The 19,343-nt window shown below is 55.7% G+C and carries 22 protein-coding genes; 7 read left to right on the plus strand and 15 right to left on the minus strand.

Translation table 11 applies throughout. From position 1 onward, the window contains the following. Positions 1-95 precede the first annotated feature (95 nt). Together ABWV33_RS08345 and soxR are read right to left on the minus strand one after the other, a co-directional pair. Positions 96-1,742, minus strand: a complete 1,647-nt coding sequence (locus ABWV33_RS08345; protein ID WP_121998324.1) for an electron transfer flavoprotein-ubiquinone oxidoreductase — start codon at positions 1,740-1,742, stop codon at positions 96-98. Between the two features lie 127 nt (positions 1,743-1,869). Next, positions 1,870-2,325, minus strand: coding sequence for a redox-sensitive transcriptional activator SoxR (gene soxR / locus ABWV33_RS08350; RefSeq protein ID WP_113825468.1), 456 nt, complete (start codon positions 2,323-2,325; stop codon positions 1,870-1,872). Between the two features lie 86 nt (positions 2,326-2,411). Here soxR and ABWV33_RS08355 point away from each other — a divergent pair, with 86 nt between their 5' ends. The 3 genes from ABWV33_RS08355 to ABWV33_RS08365 all read left to right on the plus strand — a co-directional run bounded on the left by ABWV33_RS08355 (position 2,412) and on the right by ABWV33_RS08365 (position 4,432). Next, positions 2,412-2,792, plus strand: coding sequence for a VOC family protein (locus ABWV33_RS08355; protein ID WP_353330010.1), 381 nt, complete (start codon positions 2,412-2,414; stop codon positions 2,790-2,792). Positions 2,793-2,927: 135 nt separating this feature from the next. Beyond that, complete coding sequence (gene greA / locus ABWV33_RS08360; protein WP_113825470.1) at positions 2,928-3,398, plus strand: transcription elongation factor GreA; 471 nt, start codon at positions 2,928-2,930, stop codon at positions 3,396-3,398. Positions 3,399-3,412: 14 nt separating this feature from the next. Then, positions 3,413-4,432, plus strand: coding sequence for a hypothetical protein (locus ABWV33_RS08365; RefSeq protein WP_353330012.1), 1,020 nt, complete (start codon positions 3,413-3,415; stop codon positions 4,430-4,432). Here ABWV33_RS08365 and ABWV33_RS08370 read toward each other — a convergent pair. Genes ABWV33_RS08370 through ABWV33_RS08390 form a run of 5 tightly spaced genes read right to left on the minus strand, consistent with a single transcriptional unit; the run spans position 4,429 to position 9,119 of the window. Continuing rightward, a complete protein-coding gene (locus tag ABWV33_RS08370; RefSeq protein ID WP_353330014.1) occupies positions 4,429-5,031 on the minus strand; it encodes a GNAT family N-acetyltransferase in 603 nt (200 codons plus the stop codon). The two genes, ABWV33_RS08365 and ABWV33_RS08370, sit on opposite strands and share 4 nt — an antisense overlap. A gap of 3 nt (positions 5,032-5,034) precedes the next feature. Continuing rightward, positions 5,035-7,104 carry a molybdopterin-binding protein gene (locus ABWV33_RS08375; protein ID WP_353330016.1) on the minus strand — a complete coding sequence of 690 codons (2,070 nt, stop codon included), beginning with the start codon at positions 7,102-7,104 and terminating at the stop codon, positions 5,035-5,037. Then, positions 7,101-7,592 (minus strand): molybdopterin-guanine dinucleotide biosynthesis protein B, encoded by a 492-nt coding sequence (gene mobB / locus ABWV33_RS08380; RefSeq protein ID WP_353330018.1) that lies wholly within the window; start codon positions 7,590-7,592, stop codon positions 7,101-7,103. Before mobB ends, ABWV33_RS08375 begins: the two co-directional genes overlap by 4 nt. Then, on the minus strand, positions 7,589-8,224 hold the full coding sequence (gene mobA, locus ABWV33_RS08385) for a molybdenum cofactor guanylyltransferase MobA (RefSeq protein WP_353330020.1): 636 nt from the start codon (positions 8,222-8,224) through the stop codon (positions 7,589-7,591). Before mobA ends, mobB begins: the two co-directional genes overlap by 4 nt. Positions 8,225-8,228: 4 nt before the next feature. Then, positions 8,229-9,119, minus strand: a complete 891-nt coding sequence (locus ABWV33_RS08390; RefSeq protein ID WP_353330022.1) for a formate dehydrogenase accessory sulfurtransferase FdhD — start codon at positions 9,117-9,119, stop codon at positions 8,229-8,231. A gap of 49 nt (positions 9,120-9,168) precedes the next feature. Here ABWV33_RS08390 and ABWV33_RS08395 point away from each other — a divergent pair, with 49 nt between their 5' ends. Together ABWV33_RS08395 and ABWV33_RS08400 are read left to right on the plus strand one after the other, a co-directional pair. Continuing rightward, complete coding sequence (locus ABWV33_RS08395; RefSeq protein WP_113825475.1) at positions 9,169-9,885, plus strand: AzlC family ABC transporter permease; 717 nt, start codon at positions 9,169-9,171, stop codon at positions 9,883-9,885. Continuing rightward, complete coding sequence (locus tag ABWV33_RS08400) at positions 9,882-10,214, plus strand: AzlD domain-containing protein (RefSeq protein WP_113825476.1); 333 nt, start codon at positions 9,882-9,884, stop codon at positions 10,212-10,214. Before ABWV33_RS08395 ends, ABWV33_RS08400 begins: the two co-directional genes overlap by 4 nt. 23 nt (positions 10,215-10,237) lie before the next feature. On the opposite strand, the gene ABWV33_RS08405 is transcribed toward ABWV33_RS08400, so the two are convergent. The 7 genes from ABWV33_RS08405 to ABWV33_RS08435 form a co-directional block, all read right to left on the minus strand. Next, positions 10,238-10,852 carry a hypothetical protein gene (locus ABWV33_RS08405; RefSeq protein WP_113825477.1) on the minus strand — a complete coding sequence of 205 codons (615 nt, stop codon included), beginning with the start codon at positions 10,850-10,852 and terminating at the stop codon, positions 10,238-10,240. Between the two features lie 15 nt (positions 10,853-10,867). Beyond that, a complete protein-coding gene (locus ABWV33_RS08410; protein ID WP_113825478.1) occupies positions 10,868-11,002 on the minus strand; it encodes an aa3-type cytochrome c oxidase subunit IV in 135 nt (44 codons plus the stop codon). Positions 11,003-11,066: 64 nt separating this feature from the next. Then, on the minus strand, positions 11,067-11,642 hold the full coding sequence (locus ABWV33_RS08415; RefSeq protein ID WP_353330025.1) for a hypothetical protein: 576 nt from the start codon (positions 11,640-11,642) through the stop codon (positions 11,067-11,069). After that, positions 11,629-13,470: a glycerophosphodiester phosphodiesterase family protein gene (locus ABWV33_RS08420; RefSeq protein WP_353330027.1), complete on the minus strand. Its 1,842-nt coding sequence runs from the start codon at positions 13,468-13,470 to the stop codon at positions 11,629-11,631. The genes ABWV33_RS08415 and ABWV33_RS08420 overlap by 14 nt, the downstream gene beginning before the upstream one ends. A gap of 69 nt (positions 13,471-13,539) precedes the next feature. Next, positions 13,540-13,989, minus strand: a complete 450-nt coding sequence (locus ABWV33_RS08425) for a DUF6173 family protein (RefSeq protein ID WP_113825481.1) — start codon at positions 13,987-13,989, stop codon at positions 13,540-13,542. 7 nt (positions 13,990-13,996) lie between these two features. Continuing rightward, positions 13,997-15,043, minus strand: a complete 1,047-nt coding sequence (locus ABWV33_RS08430) for an MBL fold metallo-hydrolase (protein WP_353330030.1) — start codon at positions 15,041-15,043, stop codon at positions 13,997-13,999. Beyond that, positions 15,043-16,746, minus strand: coding sequence for an acyl-CoA dehydrogenase (locus ABWV33_RS08435; RefSeq protein ID WP_353330032.1), 1,704 nt, complete (start codon positions 16,744-16,746; stop codon positions 15,043-15,045). Before ABWV33_RS08435 ends, ABWV33_RS08430 begins: the two co-directional genes overlap by 1 nt. Before the next feature lie 129 nt (positions 16,747-16,875). On the opposite strand from ABWV33_RS08435, the gene ABWV33_RS08440 reads away from it, so the two are divergent. Continuing rightward, positions 16,876-17,826: an L-threonylcarbamoyladenylate synthase gene (locus ABWV33_RS08440; protein ID WP_353330034.1), complete on the plus strand. Its 951-nt coding sequence runs from the start codon at positions 16,876-16,878 to the stop codon at positions 17,824-17,826. A gap of 7 nt (positions 17,827-17,833) precedes the next feature. On the opposite strand, the gene ABWV33_RS08445 is transcribed toward ABWV33_RS08440, so the two are convergent. Further along, on the minus strand, positions 17,834-18,388 hold the full coding sequence (locus ABWV33_RS08445; protein ID WP_353330305.1) for a YqgE/AlgH family protein: 555 nt from the start codon (positions 18,386-18,388) through the stop codon (positions 17,834-17,836). A gap of 145 nt (positions 18,389-18,533) precedes the next feature. Here ABWV33_RS08445 and ABWV33_RS08450 point away from each other — a divergent pair, with 145 nt between their 5' ends. Beyond that, on the plus strand, positions 18,534-19,337 hold the full coding sequence (locus tag ABWV33_RS08450) for a protein-disulfide reductase DsbD domain-containing protein (RefSeq protein WP_113825485.1): 804 nt from the start codon (positions 18,534-18,536) through the stop codon (positions 19,335-19,337). Positions 19,338-19,343 lie beyond the last annotated feature (6 nt).

Raw genomic sequence — 19,343 nt, forward strand, 5'->3', positions numbered from 1 at the left:
CTGCCTTTTCTCATCTGCTTTTGAATAAGCTAGGGCGTCAGTGGCAAAGAGGCAATGGCACACCCTTCACGAGCGCGCCATTGCCGGATTCTTGCTTACATGTTCGGATAGTTCGGGCCATCACCACCCTGAGGTGTGACCCAAGTGATGTTCTGGCTTGGATCTTTGATATCACATGTTTTGCAATGCACGCAGTTCTGGAAGTTCACCACGAACTCAGGCGTGCCGTCTTTTTCCACGATCTCGTACACACCAGCTGGGCAATAACGCTGCGCGGGTTCGGCATACTTGGGCAGATTGACATTAATCGGCACACTCGGATCGCTCAGGTGCAAGTGGCACGGCTGGCTTTCTTCATGGTTGGTCATCGCAAAGCTGACGTTGGTCAGGCGGTCAAAGGACAGCTTGCCATCGGGTTTTGGATAATCGATCGTTTTGTGCTTGGATGCTTCTTCGGTCGATTCCGCGTCGTTTTTACCGTGCCCCAAGGTGCCAAATAGCGAAAAGCCCAATGTGTTGGTCCACATGTCCAGACCACCCAGCGCCAAGGATGGCAGCATGCCCCACTTGGACCACATCGGCTTGACGTTGCGAACTTTTTTCAGGTCTTGGCCAATTGCACCTTCGCGCACTTCGGTTTCGTAAGACGTCAGCTCATCACCTGCACGCTCGGCTTTGATGGCGTCAAACGCCGCCTCGGCTGCAGCTTTGCCGGACAGCATCGCGTTGTGGTTGCCCTTGATACGCGGCACGTTGACCATGCCAACCGAACAGCCCAGCAACGCCACGCCAGGCGCGACCATTTTGGGCATCGATTGATACCCACCCTCGGTGATTGCACGTGCGCCATAGGCCACACGTTTGCCGCCTTCGAGCAGGTCCGCAACGATGGGATGGTGCTTGAAGCGCTGGAATTCCATGTAGGGGAACAGGTTGGGGTTTTTGTAGTTCAAGTGAACCACGAAACCGACGTAAACTTGGTTGTTGTCGAGGTGATAGATGAACGAACCACCGCCCGCATTGCCACCCAAAGGCCAGCCCATCGTGTGGGTCACGGTGCCTTCTTTGTGCTTGGCCGGATCGATTTCCCAAATCTCTTTCATGCCAAGACCGAATTTCTGCGGCTCTTTACCCTTTTGAAGGTCGTATTTGCCAATAACTTCTTTGGCCAACGACCCACGAACGCCTTCGGACAAGAAGACGTATTTGCCATGCAGCTCCATGCCCGGCTCGGTCCCCGGACCATAAGATCCATCTGCTTCCAATCCAAAGACACCGGCAACCACACCTTTGACTTCGCCGCTGTCGCCATAGACCAGCTCGGAACAGGCCATACCGGGGAAGATTTCCACGCCCAGCTCTTCGGCTTGTTCGGCCATCCAGCGGCAGACGTTCCCCATCGACACGATATAATTGCCGTGGTTGTGCATCAGCGGCGGCATGGGGAAGTTAGGGATGCGGATTTTACCCGCTTCGCCCAGCATGTAAAAGTTGTCTTCTTTCACTGGAACGGTCAGCGGCGCGCCTTTTTCTTTCCAGTCAGGGATCAGCGCGTCCAGACCGCAGGGGTCCAGAACCGCACCAGACAGGATGTGCGCGCCAACTTCGGAGCCCTTTTCCAGAACGACAACGTCTAGGTCTGCATCCAGTTGTTTCAAACGGATGGCCGCCGACAAACCCGCAGGGCCTGCACCGACGATCACTACGTCATATTCCATCGCTTCGCGTTCGATCTCGGCCATCGAGGTGCTCCTTGGCTATCTTGTCGCTAGTGGCCCCATTGGGCGCAATAATGTTTCGTGGGTGATTACCCTTTGCAACGGGGCAAGGTCAAACAAAACTGAGCGTCACGATGCTGCGGCGCGGCGATTAGGCCTCAGGTGTGTCGCCCATGAGGTACCTTGGGCCGCTTCCGCCCTTTTTTGCGCGATCTGCAGGATTATACAGCGCGCAGTTGGGTAAACTTAAACATCCACATCCGATGCAACCGTCCAAATTATCGCGCAAACGCAGCAATGTGTTGATTCGCTGATCCAAATGAGTTCGTAGCTTTTCGCTGATCCGGGTCCAGTCTTCTCGTGTCGGTGTGCGTTGCCCCGGTAGTCCCGACAACACCTCGCGGATTTCAGGTAGCGACAGCCCAAACTGCTGCGCAATCATAACAAAGCTCAGCCGCCGGATATCCGCTCGCTGATAGCGGCGCTGGCCGCCCGCGTTGCGCCACGGGCTGATCAATCCCTGTGCTTCGTAGTATCGGATCGCCGAAACGGCCAATCCTGTACGGCTCGCCAGCGCCCCTATCGCCAATCCTTCAGAAATCGCCATACCGCACCTCATAATTCCTTGACCTAAAGTTAGGTTTAGAAATTACAGTGAGTCGCGACAGCCGTCAAATACAAGGAGCAGGTCACATGACAGCAACTCTAGAACACAGCAATTTCACCGTCGCCGACCCCCACGCAACCGCAGCTTGGATGCAAAACGTCTTTGGCTGGAACATCCGTTGGGAGGGAGAGGCCAAAGCCGGGGGATATACCGTCCACATCGGATCAAAGGACAGCTACCTGGCGCTTTACAAACCCAAGTCGGTGCGACCTTCACAAGAAAGTAGCTATGATGTTTTGGGTGGGTTGAACCATGTGGGAATTGTGGTCAGCGACATTGATGCCGCCGAGGCCCGCGTCATCGCTGCGGGGTTTACCCCAGTTAATCACGGTGATTATGAACCCGGCCGCAGATTCTATTTTGATGATGACAACGGAATCGAATTTGAAGTTGTTGCATACGATTAAGCCACAATCCGCATAGGGCGACACGTGTCCCCTCTTGCTATTTACCCCTTGTTTGGGTCAGGTAAACGATAACCCAAACAGTCGCCCCGGCGCATCGCGCGGCGGGGCGACACTTATTTACGTGGATCAAAACACATGGACAAGATTCCAATGACCCCCACGGGCTTCAAGAACCTTGAAGTCGAGCTGAAACAGCTGAAATCCGTCGAACGCCCGGCTATCATCGAGGCGATCGCCACGGCGCGCGAACTTGGCGATTTGAAAGAGAATGCTGAGTATCATTCAGCCCGTGAAAAGCAGAGCTTTATCGAGGGACGCATCAAAGAGCTTGAGGGCGCTTTGTCGTTGGCAGAAGTAATTAATCCGGCCAACCTATCCGGGACGATCAAATTCGGTGCCACCGTTACCTTGGTTGACGAAGACACGGATGAAGAGAAAACTTGGAAAATCGTTGGTGAAATGGAAGCCAATGTTGAAAAGGGCCTTCTCAACATGAAATCCCCCATCGCACGTGCTCTAATCGGAAAAGACGAAGGCGACAGCGTTGAGGTTCGCACCCCGGGTGGTGTACGCTCTTACGAAGTGCTTACAATCGCGTACTCCTGACCGGAGCGTTGCCTATGTCCGGCCCCAAGCCAGATCACGACCCAGCCCAGCCAACACCGTTTGGGGTCTATGACCAACCAAAGCGGCAAATGGTGACCGGGATTGAAATCGTCGCCATCCTGCTCAGCGTTTTGTGGCTGGGTGGGGCCTTGGCCTATTTCTTCGTGAGTCCACCGCAGCAACCTGCGGCGATTGGGGTTGGATTTCTGGTTACAATGCTGGCCGTTTTCATGCCTGTCGCCATGATCTGGGTGGCTGCAACAGCCGCCCGATCCAGTCGTGTTATGCGTGAGGAAAGCCACCGTTTGCAGGCAGCAATCGACGCCATTCGCCACGCCTATGTGACGCAGCAACAACGGGCCACCATTGGACAAGAACCTTCGGTGGCCAAAAAGCTGGACGAAATCGCTGAAACGGCCCGCAAGACGGAAACAACTCTGGCAACGTTTTCGACCAAGCGCCGAGAACCTGTTCGCCCAGCCTCCCAAACGGAACAAGCCGCCGATGTAAATGGAGATCAGGGTTCTTTGGAACTGGGTACCCCTGCCGAGACACTGTCTCCTCCCCTGCCCAGCGACGACTTTATTCGCGCGCTGAACTTTCCTGAAACCGCCGAAGATATTGATGGGTTTTCAGCCCTGCGAAGGGCCCTCAAGGATCGCAAGGCCGCGCAATTGATTCAGGCCGCGCAAGATATCCTGACGCTGCTCAGTCAAGACGGCATTTATATGGACGACTTGCGCCCTGATCTGTCCCGCCCAGAAGTCTGGCGCCAGTTTGCCCAAGGGACACGCGGGCGTGCCGTGGCTGCCTTGGGGGGAGTTCGGGATCGTTCCTCACTTGCGCTGACCGCAGGGCGCATGAAACAAGATCCGATTTTTCGCGACGCCGCCCACCATTTTCTGCGCCGCTTTGATCAGATGTTCACTGAATTCGAACCCGAAGCCAGTGACGAAGAAATTTCAGCCCTCAGCGATACCAGAACAGCCCGCGCCTTTATGTTGCTGGGCCGGGTCGCCGGCACCTTTGACTAAGGTCGGATGGAAACGCCCAGCGTCTTTTCCATCCGCGTTGCCTTACTGAACCCAAAGATATGAACCAAGGGACCGGTCTCTTCTTCGCTGATGGGGACAAATCCAACACGTTCGTACAAGGCACGCGCCCGCGGGTTGATGTCGATCACATCCAGTTGCACACAGTCCAACTGACGCTGGTGGGCCTCTTGGAACACCGCCTCGAGCAACGCGGTTCCGACCCCAAGCCCGCGCGCACTGGCGTCTACGAACAGGCCATCCATCTGAAAAACATCGGGCTGAACCTTGCGTTCCAGCAAACTAAGCAACAACCCCCGCCATATCCCCCCGACCCAACCGTAAACCCGCGCCATATCTTGCAGAGACCCGTCAACCAATCCACCTGCGTCAGTCCGGAAACCAGCGACACCTAACAACTGCCCCTGTTCATCGCGCGCCACTAGGGCAAAATTGGGGTTTAAACATCCGTTGAAAAACTGCAAAGCACGGGCGTCCGGGCCCATGATCCGACCCAATTTGGCGGAAAACGCTTGCCAAAAGAGCTGCGCAACATGGCTTTTCTCTGCCTCGCTAAATCCCTGACTGATCGTGATGCCCATCTGTCAGAGACCGAAACTGTCATAGGGGATAAACCGCACAGGATCACCGGGCTGAATATCGCGCGCACCGTCTTCGAGTTCGACCAATCCTTCGGCCCAGCTCAGGCCACTGATCCGCCCGGACCCTTCTGAAGCAAAGGCTTCGACCTGACCATCGCGTAAACGTGCCCGCAGATATTCACGACGACCGGGCTTCTTACGTTTCGAGAATGCCGCGGGCAAATTGTAACCCTGCGGCTCACGCCATTCGGACCCTGCCAACACTTTCATCGCAGGGCGTGCAAAGACCAAAGTACACACCAATGCGGCAACGGGATTACCCGGCAAGCCAAAAACCGGCACATTCTTCCACATCCCCAACGCTAAGGGCCGCCCAGGTTTAACCGCAATACGCCACCTTTGCATCGCCCCCGCATCCGTCAACAGAGAGGACACATGATCCTCATCCCCGGCCGAGGCACCGCCACTGGTCAAAATCACATCGGCTTTCTGCGCGGCCTGATCCAGCGCCGCTCGCAGCGCCTCCCGATCATCCGCCACACAGCCCATATCAATCGGCGTAAAGCCAAACCGGTCCACCATAGCCAGCAGCATCGGGCGGTTGGCGTCAAAGATCTGTCCCAAAGCGGGCTCAGCCCCCGGCTCGATCAATTCATCTCCGGTAGAGATCACGGCCACGCGCAGTGGCTTGCGCACCGCCACCTCTGACACCCCAATGGCCGATAACAGTGCCAAATCCGCAGGGGTCAGAACCCGCCCTGCTTTCAACGCAGTATCTCCCCCGACTATATCCTCGCCCGCTTTGCGCGTATTTGCCCCTGCTTTCAGGGGACCGCGAAACGCAATTCGATCTGATTGCACGGTCACATCTTCTTGCAAGATCACGGTATCCACACCTTGCGGCAGGACCGCTCCGGTCAAGATCCGAATTGCTGATCCCTTGGGGACTTGTCCATCGAACGGAGCACCAGCCGCAGCCCGCCCACTGACCAATGGTAAGACATGCTCTCCGTCTGGAAATGCTCCGGCAAACCCATAGCCGTCTACCGCTGTATTAGGATGCGGTGGATTAGAGCGACGCGCGACAACATCTTCAGCTAAGACGCGGCCCATCGACTTTGCCACTGCCTGGCGATCTTCGCCGGTCACGGGGTTTAGTCGTTGCCGCAGCAAATCCAAAGCCTCATCCACTGGGGTCCACGCTATGCCGGCCGGCAAGGCAAAGCAGTCATTGCGCAGCGGTGGGGGTGAAATCGTACGATTTTCCTGCTCAATTCCCAAAATCCACCCCTCCTCAGGCGCCTCTATATCCAATTGCATTGTTAACTTAACTGCTGGCCACCGCGCCAGCCCCAAGGCCACTTGTTGCACCTGCCACGCGTCTTTGATCATTCCATCAGGCGCTGACCCAACGGTCAACGACGGCCAGATCTCGACAAAAGCGACCGGCTTTTCCAGCGGCTGAAACGGCCAAACTGCGATTTGATCGGCAAACCGCCGGCGCAACCGTGCCAGAATTGCCATCCCCATCATCACCTGGCTGCCAACTGCACCTGCGCCCGCCAATTGCCAGCAAGTAAAGCTCCCCTTTGCGAGGTGCTCAACAGCGCGGCGATCAGGGAACGGGTTTTGATAGGTCGCTTTGGTGCGGGGCAAACCTGCGATATCGCGCTTTAAGGCATTGGTCCAAAACGGCCCCTCCCCACCAAACCGCTGGTTAATTTCCCCCGCCAGATCAAAGCGGTTATTGGTCTTGGGCGAATCTTGAATGTGGGCTTCGAACCAATCCCAAACCGCCAATGGGTCGTCAGTGCCGGTCAGAGCACGGGCAAATCCCACTGGATAGCCAAACGGAAAATCAAACCCAATGCACAGACGCCGCCCTGCATGCTGTTCGGCAGCGATCAAGTTCGCGAGCCACTCTTCGGCCAGCACGCGATTGCGCAAATAGACCGGCGATTCCACCTTCCCATTCCGTACCACACAGATCCAAATCGCATCTTTGCAGGGGCGCGGACCGGTATCATTGCCACCAGACCAATCCACCATCGCAAAGGTGTCGAACCCCGTCACAACCCGACCTGAGCCAAAATAAAGTCGGCAATCGCGCCGGTATCGTTCAAATCGAATACTGGTCGATCCAGATCTAAGGGAATATCACTTGCAACGGCCTGAATTGTCTCGTCATCAGGTGCGCGTAAATCATGCCCAACAGCGGCGCGATAGGCTTCGATCTTCGGATGTGCTTCACGTTTATATCCTTCGATCAAAACCAGATCGACGGGCCGTAAACGGGTTAGTAGTTCACGCAACGGGGGCTCTGATGCATCACGTAATTCCTGCATGATCGCAACACGCAACGACGAAGCCAAAACCACCTCGTTTGCACCAGCAACGCGGTGGCGGTGACTGTCTGTCCCCGCGTGATCAACATCTGCGCTGTGGTGGGAATGTTTGATGGTTGAGACAGAAAAACCGCGACCTGTGATGTCTGTCACCAGCCGTTCCATAAGCCCGGTTTTGCCCGCATTTTTCCACCCGGTGACGCCAAACACTTTCATCTGATCAAAGCCTCAGCATACTCCAAGTCAGCAGGCGTGTTTACGTTAAAAAATGGATCGATATCTCCGACTGGGAACAAGGCTTCGCGCCCATCGTGCTTATCCGTCCACAATACAACTTTGCGCAATCCATCGTGCAAGGCCGCGCGCAAGTCATCCCGCAGTGCGACTGGCCAGATTCCAAACGTCGGATGCCGATTTATCTTTTTGTTGCCACCTGATTTCAGCTCTTCGCCCGATCTTGGCGTTGTTGCCAGCGCCAAACGTGCTTCCATTCCTTCGGTCGCGAGCAGCAATTGGGGCACCAAATCGCACGGGAAGAACGGTGTATCCGCCGCAGCTGTTACAATGCAACCCGCCCCCTGATCCGCGGCCCAATCGAGCCCCGCCAGCACCCCAGCCAGGGGGCCTGCGAACCCTTCGATGCTGTCTGCAATCACAGGCAGGCCCAGATCGGAAAACCGCGTTGGATCTCCGTTTGCATTCAACGCCAACCCGGCCACCTGCGGCTCCAACCGATCAATCACGTGGCGCAGCAAGGATTGACCTGCCAGCTTCAGCTTTCCCTTGTCGCCCCCGCCCATACGAGTGGCCAACCCACCTGCCAGAATGACACCAAGTGGTTGTTTCATCATATTATTCCCCGGCGCTTTTACGTCGATGTTTCTTGTCTTCGACTCTGATTGTCGATGGATCCACATCTCGTACCAGACGATCCTCGCCCGCCAGGCACACAAACCGCTGACCACGCATCCGCCCGATCAGTGTCAGCCCAACTTCGCGCGCGATTTCAACGCCCCAAGCGGTAAAGCCCGACCGAGACGCAAGCACAGGAATGCCCATCATCGCCGTTTTGATCACCATTTCAGACGTCAAACGACCCGTTGTATAGAGTATCTTATCTTCGGCCGTTTCCTTTTCGGACATCATCCACCCGGCGATTTTGTCAACCGCATTGTGGCGCCCAACGTCTTCCATATAGACAAGTGGGCGGTCTTCGCGACACAGCACCGTCCCGTGGATAGCGCCAGCTTCCAGATAGAGCGAAGGCGTTCGGTTGATCTGTGACGCAAGATCATAAAGCCATGAGGTGCGCACTGACACGGCTGGTAGTGAGACATCCTCCAACCCTTCCATCATGTCGCCAAAAACCGTTCCCACAGCACAGCCCGAGGTCCGCGTCTTTTTCTTCAGCTTCTCTTCGTATGACGTCTGGCGAGCCGTGCGGACCACAACAATCTCAAGATCATCATCATAGTCCACACCGGTGATCTCATCATCCACAAGCAACATGCCCTGATTACGCAAGAACCCGAGCGCCAGATATTCAGGGTAATCCCCGATGGTCATCGCTGTAACGATTTCCTGTGCATTAAGAAAAATGGTCAACGGGCGCTCTTCGACCACTGAAATCTGGATTAAATCGCCATTTTGATCGCGCCCTTCGACAGCACGCGTTAATCGTGCCGCGCCGGGGTCCGGGGCAATGATGTAGCCCGTCACATTCTCTGCTCTCGCCAATTGCAACCCTTCCCAAAGCCCGTTACCCCTGTCGAGCTTAACTTAGGATTTCCTCATGGCATTCACCACATCGAATTCCTACTATTGGAAAGGCTTTCGCGACGGGTCGCCATTTGTATTTGTCGCTATCCCGTTCGGGACACTTTTTGGTGTCTTGGCAACCGAAGCTGGTCTCGACATTTATCAGACCATGACGTTTACGGCGACCGTCTTTGCAGGGGCCGCACAGTTTGCCGCTCTTCAGTTACTGCAAGAAAATACTCCAACGATGATCGTCTTGGCCTCAGCCCTTGCTGTGAACCTGCGCATGGCGATGTATTCAGCTGCTATAACCCCGCATCTGGGCGCGGCCCCGATGTGGCAACGCGCCTTTGCGGCCTATTTTGTGGTTGATCAATCCTATGCCTGTTGCACGGTCCGTTTCGAACAAGAACCTGACCTGACCATTCAGCAAAAGATGGCATATTTCTTTGGCACCGTGTCGCCCATTGCGCCCCTTTGGTACATCGCTACCTACATGGGTGCCGTCGTTGGGACACAAATTCCTGACAGCTGGGCCTTGGATTTTGCCCTGCCGATCACTTTTCTCTCCATGGTCGGTCCGATGATGCGCACCGCACCACATGTTATCGCCGCCTTGGTTGCGATCATAGTCTCATTGCTGACCACAACAGTGCCTTTCAACCTAGGTCTGTTGATCGCAGGCTGCGCGGGCATGATGGCTGGAGCACAGGCGGAGCTTTTGTTCGAGCGTAAAGGAGCCAAGACATGAACCAGATTGACGATACCACCATCTGGATCATCATTGTTGGCATGGCTTTTGGCAGCTTCGGCCTGCGGTTCGTGTTTCTTGGTTTTGTGGGTGATCGCCCTATGCCAGCGTGGCTGCTGCGCCATTTGCGCTACACAGCCGTCGCGATTCTACCAGCCTTGATTGCGCCGCTGGTTGTCTGGCCTGCCGCCACCAACGGAGAAGCCGACATCCCCCGGATGAGCGCCGCCGCCGTTGCACTTGTTGTGGGGTTGATCACAAAGAACGTGCTCGCCGCCATCGGATCTGGGGCGATAACGCTCTATGGATTGCTGTATCTGTTAGGATAAACTTTGGAACAGAACGTGCCGGGTTAGGCCGGCGCGTTCAGGTTGGTATTGCCCTCAGTCAGAGCTTTTTGAAGATCGTCACTGTCATCTTCATAGTATTTGTCCGTCACAACACCAGGAATCTTCTCGAACTGGTTTTGCAAATTCACCGGAAAAAACGTGGTCTTTATTCCCGAAAATCCGGGAATTCCTTGCAAAACACGTGACGTGGCGTTCGCACAATAGGCGCCTGGTACTGGACCGGCTTCCTGAACCAACTGCAGAGCAATCTGTGCCTGTTCGGGAGTGACTTCGATCTTTTGGCGAACGACGTGGAACGTGCTGCGCGCATGCGCGCCCCGGTAAGCCTTTTCGATCGCTGGGGTGATCCCATAATGCACATCGTTCCGCTCAGGAACGATGTCTGCATAGAACGAACCGGCCGGGTCAAAAATAACCCGTTGGCTGGCGTTCACCATAAGCGATGTATGCCCACCTTCTCCCGAACGGTTGTTCACCATGGTATAAAGCGTCAGGTAGGCTGGACCAGGGTCGCGAAACGCAACCGCATCAATAGACGCTTGATCCGCTTGAGGTCCCGGCTTTGCACAACCAGCAACAGTCAGCGCAATCGCGCAAGCACACAGAATTCGACGCACTGGAATATCCCGATCTTAGGAGGCAAAAATCGCCAGAAAGACGGCTAAGCCGACCAGCACATAAGCCGTGCGTGTCGTGAATTTGATGAAACCGTTATAAGTTGCGGTCTGTTCAGTGATGTCCATCTCACCGTGTTTATGGTCTGCCATAAGACTATTCCTATTCGCGAAGTTTGAAAGGTGGATACTGGATTCGAAAGCGGCTGTCACCACGTCATTCGCGCGCAGGGCTATCATCACCGGAAGAAGCGCCAAAGACGCTACATTCCGGATACCCATAGCCCCATCGCCATGGCAATCCGGAACAGGGTCCGCCCCCGAAACGCACTGCAAGATACATGGCCCCGGCGATGGTTTCATAAGCCCCCAGCACCTGCTGTTGGGATGCTCCGTACAACTCAGCCAATTCCACAACCCGCAATGAACCCGTATCTACGACACAGGATTGCAAAGCTTCGTCTGCAACCACCCGGGCGTCATAACTGGCCTGCGCGGTCTCTGCGCCAGCCATGTTATGGTAGGCGCGGTCATGGATCACACAGCAGTTTTCCCAAGGCGGCAGTTGGTTGTGCGCCTCGGCAAAGTCGGGAAACGTATCAGCGACCAACGTCCAGCTGTAAGACAATCCGCCAGAGCACCCATCGGTCACAAAAGGCTTCAGGTCTGACTGGTTACCTACCTCGATCAGCGCACGGTGTCCGGGCATTTCAACAAGGCTTTGCATATCTTGGGCCTGTCCAGTCAACGGCAGCAAACACAAGACCGCAGCGAAACCGTTAGGGGTTATCATCGCGGTATTCCTTTGCATCGATTTCCAGCCCCAGCTCTTCGGTCATCCACAATAGCAACCTTTCAGCCGGGCTGAGTTGCGCCCGCACTGAAAGAACCTCGTGAACCAAGGCGGGCTCATCGGTGATCAGACCATCGACACCCATCGAAATCATCTTGGACATTTTGAGCGGATCATTCACCGTCCAAACATACAGCTCCTTACCCGTTTCCTGAACCGAGCGGATCAGCCCCGGCGTGGCCATATTCGCGTTCACTGCCAGAAAATCGCCATCCAAACCTGCTAGATTTCCAACAGCCGTGGCAGCCAAAACACCAGAGCGCCAATCAGGACGCAGTTCTTTCATTTTTAAGACGGCAGGGTACTTTAGGGACATGGTCGCGACCTGATCTTGCATCCCCAACTCTTCGACCAATGCAATCACCCGGTTTTCAAGATCAACATCATGGCCATAATATTTCAGCTCAATCAGCACCTTGGCTCTGTCTTTCGCCGCCTCCAGCACGGCCCGCAAAGTCGGCGTGCGTTCGTCAGCATAAGCAGGGTCAAACCAACTGCCGATGTCGATTTCTGCCAGATCTTCCATCGTGGCATCCCAGATCGTTAGATTGACGCCCGCCAACTTCATGAAATCACTGTCATGCATCACAACAACTATATCATCTGCAGTTTCCTGAACGTCGATTTCAACCCAATCTGCCTGATCCTCAATCGCTTTTTGAATTGAGGCCATTGTGTTTTCAGGTCGTAGTCCAGCCGCCCCTCGATGGGCGATGATTTCGACGCTGTCTTCGGCTTGCACCTGCTCTAGCAAACCACTGCTCATCCAAATTCCAGCAACGACGGCCACGGCGGTGGCCCCCAGCACCAAGAACAGCCGCGCTTTGAAATTGCCCTGCCCAGAGACCGTTTGGGGGGATGGCGTTTTGCCTTCGAAAAACCCATCCAGCAAAGCGGCCAAAGCCCCCAATGCGGTCGCGCTTAGCACCAACCCCGCCAAAGCCCCCAACGCCACACATGAAAGGGACAAGGTCAAAGCTAATCGCAATCCACCCTCGTCGCTTACCGGAATAATCGCGATCAGTCCGGTCACACAGACAGCAATAGCAGCCGCCAGTGCCACCCGCATCAAAAGCCACAGCGCCAGTTCGATTTTCAGCCGCGTCCGCTTACCTGCCATCTGGCGCGTGCTTTCCCTAAACGCATTGTTTGGAGCAACATTTTCGAACAACACAAGGTGCAACGCCAACGCCCACCCAGACAATCGGGGGAGCAAAACCGCTGCCATGGCCAAAACCACAACAACGATCAGACCCACGGCAACCATGAATTCAGGTGGGTGAAAGGTCAGGTAATAGTTGATGTCGTACTCTGTCAGAGCCCACCACGCGATCGCCCCTGCGATCAGAACAAACGGCAACATCAAAGCTAAGACCCGCAACACAAAGTGGACCGCAAAAAGCAGAAGGTGGCGCAATCGGCCAACCACTAGAGCAAAGGCATAACGCGCCGTTTGCCACAGATCACTGTCTTGGTACCGCAGACTTGCTGCCATCACAGAAAAGCTGAGCACCTCGGCCACCAGAAACAAGCTGAGAACCGTCAGTGTGGCCAGAAAACCCAATGGCGACAGGATGAAAAAGGCAATGTCCTGATCCGTCAGTGCCGGTTGATCCGACAGAGAAACCGCCAGATTGATTGCGCCAGCCACGCCCGGCGCGACCAAAGCCAGCAACAATAGGCGAACGGACAAGTACAGCGGGACAAAAACCCGACGACGGGCCCAAGCATCCGCAAACGCGCGGGTAATCGTTGAAAAATGCGACACGGTTCAACTCCTGAAATTACCGCGTATTGAACGCGGTAAGGTGTTGAAATGCAAGGGTGCCGTGATGGGCTAGTTGTCTTCTAGATCTGCAGCCAATCGGAAGCCGATGCGCGTGGCTGGGCCTTCTTCGGCAGGCTTCGGGAGCGCGCGCAGCATCACGTTCAACTGGCTCACGTGCTGCACCAGCTGGGTGCGTGCACCGCTGTTGTCACTGCCATAGAAGGTCACGATATCAGGATCGAAATACCCCATCCCTTCGATCCGCAGAACACCGGCGTCGCCGCCTGTAAATCCCATAGCAACTTCTTGCGTTGAATCCAGTTGCTTTTCAAAGTTCTGGATATAAAGGATTAGGCGTTCATAAGCCCATTGGGCCGGGCTTTTGTTTTCTACCGGCTTTTTCAGCGGCTCTGGTAAGTCTTCCAATTTGGCGCAATCCGGATCGGCGTGCACCTCATGACAGCGCGGTAAAGCCGCCGCTTCGGCGGCTTCAGCACTGGTTTCAATCTTATCGTCCATACCAAACCTACCCTTTTCGTTGATAGACCCAAGCTCCGTCTTCGCGGCGCGTTCGAGTCACCTCGTTGGTATGATAAAGATGGTTCACATGCGCAACAGCTTCAACCAGGGCCAGCCCATATTCACCTTCGCCGATGTTTCGCTTGAACAGGGGGGCAAAACACTCGGCAGCGGATTTTGGCGTGTCCAAATGTTTGACCAACCGCTTGAGCGCGCCATGATGATTGTCAATCAGCTGACGCATCCGCATCGGCAGCCCGGTAAACGGCAGCTTGTGTCCACCCAATGCCAGATGATCCTCTCGCGCGAGTGGAGCCAGACGTTCGCAGGCCTCCAACCACTCGGCCAGTGGATCGGCCAAAGGCTCGGTGGCGTACACACCGATGTTGGGGCTGATAGAGGACAGAATTTGATCGCCCGTGATGACCAAATTGTCGTCCCGACTCCAGAAGGTTGCATGTTCAGGCGCGTGGCCGTTGCCCATATGCACATCCCAATCGCGCCCGCCCATGCGGATCACGTCGTTCTGCTTGATCCGAGTGAACCCCAAGGGCATCGGATAAACCATATCGGAGAAATTAAAGGGACGGTCCGCAATACGTTTGGCCAAGATATCAGGGGCCATGCCTGACTGGCGGTAGTATTCCAGCGTTTCTTCGGGCCAGCTTTCTTGCACGTCCAACGTCAACATCCGCGAGAACAACCATGCGGTGCGTGTCGTCACCAGTTCAACCCCAAACTCGGATTGAAACCAACCTGCCAGCCCCATGTGGTCCGGATGATGATGCGTTACGACAACTCGTTTGATCGGTTTGCCCGCCAGTGGCCCCGCCATGAGCTGTTCCCAGATCCCGCGCGATTTCTTGGACGAAAAACCAGTGTCAATCACCGTCCAGCCATCGCCGTCATCCAGCGCGTAAACGTTCACATGATCCAACTTCATCGGCAATGGAAGGCGCATCCACAACACGCCTTCAGCGACTTTTATCGCTTCGCCCGGCTCCGGAGGGGTGTCCCATGGGTGACGCATCGCCAAGGTTTGTGCTCCGTCCATTATTCTGCCAACTCTTCTAGGTTAAGCGCATAGAGATCCCCAGCGCCATTTTGTGATTGCGCCAACAGGCCAGCATGTTCCGGCAGCAAAGCGTTAATATAGAACCGCGCCAGTTTTTCCCGTGGCCCATCCGGATCAGCCAAGGCCGCCACTAAATGATAATGCCCACCAAGTACACGCGCAAAGGCGCGCAAATAGGGCACCGCCCCTGCAAACCGCGCGTTCATATCTTTTTGGTCCACCAACCACTCGGTTGCCTCACGCAGAGTTTCCGTCGCTTCCCAAACGGATTCGGCCAGTTCGGGTAATGTCGCGCGCGCATGTTCAGCGTGGTCTTCGATTTCATCCAACAGGCGCGCAGCAGCGTCACCGCCGTCCATCATTTTTCGGGCGACCAGATCCATAGCCTGAATGCCATTGGTCCCCTCGTAAATCGCGGTGACACGTACATCCCGATAATACTGCGCAGCACCCGTTTCTTCGATGAAACCCATGCCACCGTGAACCTGCACACCGGTATCTGCGACCGCTATTCCAGTGTCCGTGCCAAACGCTTTGGCAATCGGGGTCAGAAACGCCGCCCGTGCGGCCCAATCCGCATCTGCCGTGGCTGTTTGCATGTCGATAGCAACGGCACAGGACAACAGAATGGCGCGCGCCGCAAAAACGTCTGCTTTCATGCTCAGCAACATCCGGCGCACATCGGCATGATCCGCGATCGATCCCCCCGCTGATTTGCCCTGCTTGCGTTCCAACGCATAGGTTAACGCCTGCTGATAAGCCCCTTCGGCCACACCGACACCCTGCCCACCAACACCCAGACGCGCGTTGTTCATCATGGTGAACATTGCGGCCATCCCGCCGTGTTCTTTACCGACCAGCCACCCCGTGGCTCCGTCAAACTGCATCACGCAAGTGGGGGACCCATGAAGACCCATTTTGTGTTCCAGCGAAACAACCTTGAGACTGTTTGCAACCCCCGCATCACCTCGGTCATCTGGCAGGTTACGCGGCACAACAAACAGACTGATACCCTTGGTTCCGGGCACCCCATCAGGAAGACGCGCCAGCACCAAATGGCAAATATTCTTGGCGAAATCGTTATCACCCCAGCTGATGTAGATCTTTTGTCCTGTCACCGAAAAGGTACCGTCACCATTTGGTACGGCCTTTGATGACAAGGCGCCAACATCTGAACCCGCTTGTGGCTCAGTCAGATTCATAGTGCCAGACCATTCCCCCGACATCAATTTTGGCAGGTACAGATCCTTGATTGCATCGCTGGCATGATGTTCCATCGCTTCGATCTGACCCTGGCTCATCAATGGAGCCAATTGCAGGGACAGGCAGGCCGCGCTCATCATCTCATTGACAGAGGTCGCAACCGTCATCGGCAGACCCATACCGCCATATTCCGGATTCCCGCTCATCCCGATCCAACCGCCTTCGGCAATGGCGTTCCATCCGTCAGCAAAACCGGGCGACGTGCGCACGATGCCGTTTTCCAAACGGGCGGGTTCCAGATCACCGGGACGTTGCAGGGGCGACATCACCTCTTCAGACATCTTGCCCGCTTCAGTTAAAATGGCAGCGACCATATCCTCAGAAGCTTCGGCAAATCGCTCGGTTCCGGCGACCTGATCAAAGCCGATCACATGGCGGAACAGAAATTCATAATCGGTGACTGGTGCGCGATACGGCATGGGCTCCCTCGAAAAGCTGAAGGTGCGAGTGGGCTTGGCATCCACGCAATGCACCGGTATTGAACAGGGCTTGGACGATTACCACTCCAGACCGATCCTGCAAGCAACCGAAACGCCGCGTCACCCACCATGAACCGTAAAGACACTTTGTATCTGACCGCCGATTTGGACGGGATCCATGAGGCCGCAAAATTGCTGCGCGCCGGAGAGTTGGTCGCGTTCCCTACGGAAACGGTCTACGGTCTGGGCGGTGATGCACGTAATGACGATGCGGTTGCGCAAATCTATGCAGCCAAAGGACGGCCCAGCTTTAATCCCTTGATCGCACACGTCGCCAGCCCAGAAGCCGCGCGCCGCCATGTTCACTGGAACGATGCAGCCGAGCGCCTGGCGCAAGCGTTCTGGCCGGGGCCGCTGACACTGGTAATGCCGCTCAAGCCTGATCACGGAATTTCATCACTTGTAACCGCTGGCTTAGACACATTGGCCGTTCGAATGCCTGCCCACCCGGCGGCACAACAGCTGCTGCGATCGTTTGATGGTCCGGTCGCTGCCCCCTCGGCCAACCCGTCAGGTCGGATCAGCCCGACAACCGCACAGCATGTTCGCGAAGGGTTAAACGGCCGCATTGCAGCCATTCTTGACGATGGCATCTGCAACGTGGGTCTAGAATCCACCATTCTTGGTCTTGCCGGTGATCCGACGTTACTGCGCCCCGGTGGATTGGCTCGTGAAGAAATCGAAGCCGCACTAAATCAAGAATTGCACGTGCATCAACAAGGTGAGGCCCTGAGCGCACCGGGGCAACTCTTATCCCATTACGCCCCGGATTCGGCAGTTCGGTTAAATGTATCAACGCCGCAGGGGGATGAAATTCTGCTAGGGTTCGGGGACATGGATTGTGACCTCAACCTCTCTGTGGCTGGCGATGTGAACGAGGCCGCAGCGCACCTGTTTTCTGCCCTGCACCTCCTGGACAAAACCGGGCGCCCCATTGCAGTGGCTCCGATTCCAATGCATGGGCTGGGCGCCGCAATAAATGACCGCCTCAGCCGCGCGGCTGCGCCACGGGATCAGTAGGAAACGGTCAAGCGTGACCTGCGCTGGCAGAGAGGGTCAAAGCGTCCACACCCAAGGTTTTCAGGGCCGCCTCCCATTTCTGATGGTCCGGCACAGCAAAAATCAGATGCGCATCGGCGTCTGTGGTTAACCAACCATTCTGGGCAATCTCGCCTTCCAACTGTCCCGGCCCCCACCCAGAATAGCCCAGCATCAGCAGCTCCTGCTTGGGCCCTTCGCCATTGGCGATATCTTCAAGAATATCCAACGTCGCGGTCATTCGAAACCCATCTGCGATATCTGTTGAATGCAGGCTTGCCTCGTACTCTGCTGAGTGCAGCACAAACCCGCGAGCGGTTTCCACCGGTCCTCCAAATCGCACTGGCAACGCGCCGACATCGGGATTGTCGCACGAAATATCAAGTTGGTTCAGCAAGGCAGACAAAGGCAGATCCGCCGGTTTGTTGACAATCAGCCCCATGGCACCGTCTGCGGTGTGACTACACATATAGATTACCGAATGATCAAACCGTGGGTCCTCCATGCCGGGCATGGCGATCAGCAGTTTACCGGTCAGATCCATCATTTTCGTACAGTCCTTCTAGCTCCTTTTAAGAATGGCGCTGCCCTGCCACATGCGCAAGGGAACACATCCAAAAATAGCGAAAAACGCCGGTGTGACGTCAACGTGACTTGGCATTTCGGAATTGGCAACGCATCTATGAGATATGTTCAAGATGACCTCTACCGCCCTCGCCCTGTGTGCTGCGTTCTCAACTTCGGCTTTTGCTGGGGGCATGGATGATCTGGTGCAGCTTGATGTTCTGGATGGCGGCGTCACCAAACGCGGAACCTATATGGGTGCAATTCGCCTTACCCTGTCGGAGGGGTGGAAGACCTATTGGCGCGCACCCGGTGATGCAGGCATTCCGCCTGAAATCGATTGGAGCAAATCTCAGAACGTTGGCGAAGTCTCGATTACTTGGCCAGCCCCTCATGTCTTTGACCAAAACGGGTTGCGCTCTATCGGATATAAAAACCAACTTGTACTGCCAGTTGAAATCACACCGAAACGATCAGGTGAACCGGTCCGGTTGCGCGGCGAAGTTGCCTTTGGTGTTTGCAAGGATGTCTGTGTACCCGGAAATCTGGATTTCGATCACCGATTGGATGCCACTGCTGCCCGCAACCCAGCGATTGCGGCAGCGATGGCACAGCGCCCCTATTCCAAGCGCGAAGCCGGGGTTAAGTCTGCGACCTGCCGCCTATCCCCCACGGCCGATGGCTTGAAGATCGAAGCCCGCATTGCAATGCCCTCTGCTGGTGGGCCCGAGGTTTTGGTGTTCGAACCCGGCAACCCGCAACTCTGGGCGTCCGAGGCGCAGACCCGACGGCAAGGGAATACTTTGATTGCGACCTCAGAGCTGGTTAACAATTCTGGTGGCACCTTTGCACTGGACCGTTCTGAAATGCGCATCACCGTGCTGGGCAGTAAACACGCTGTCGACATTCTAGGCTGCACCCCCAGCTAAGGTAAA

The sequence above is a fragment of the Phaeobacter sp. NW0010-22 genome (assembly GCF_040365955.1).
GTDB lineage: Bacteria > Pseudomonadota > Alphaproteobacteria > Rhodobacterales > Rhodobacteraceae > OMPR01.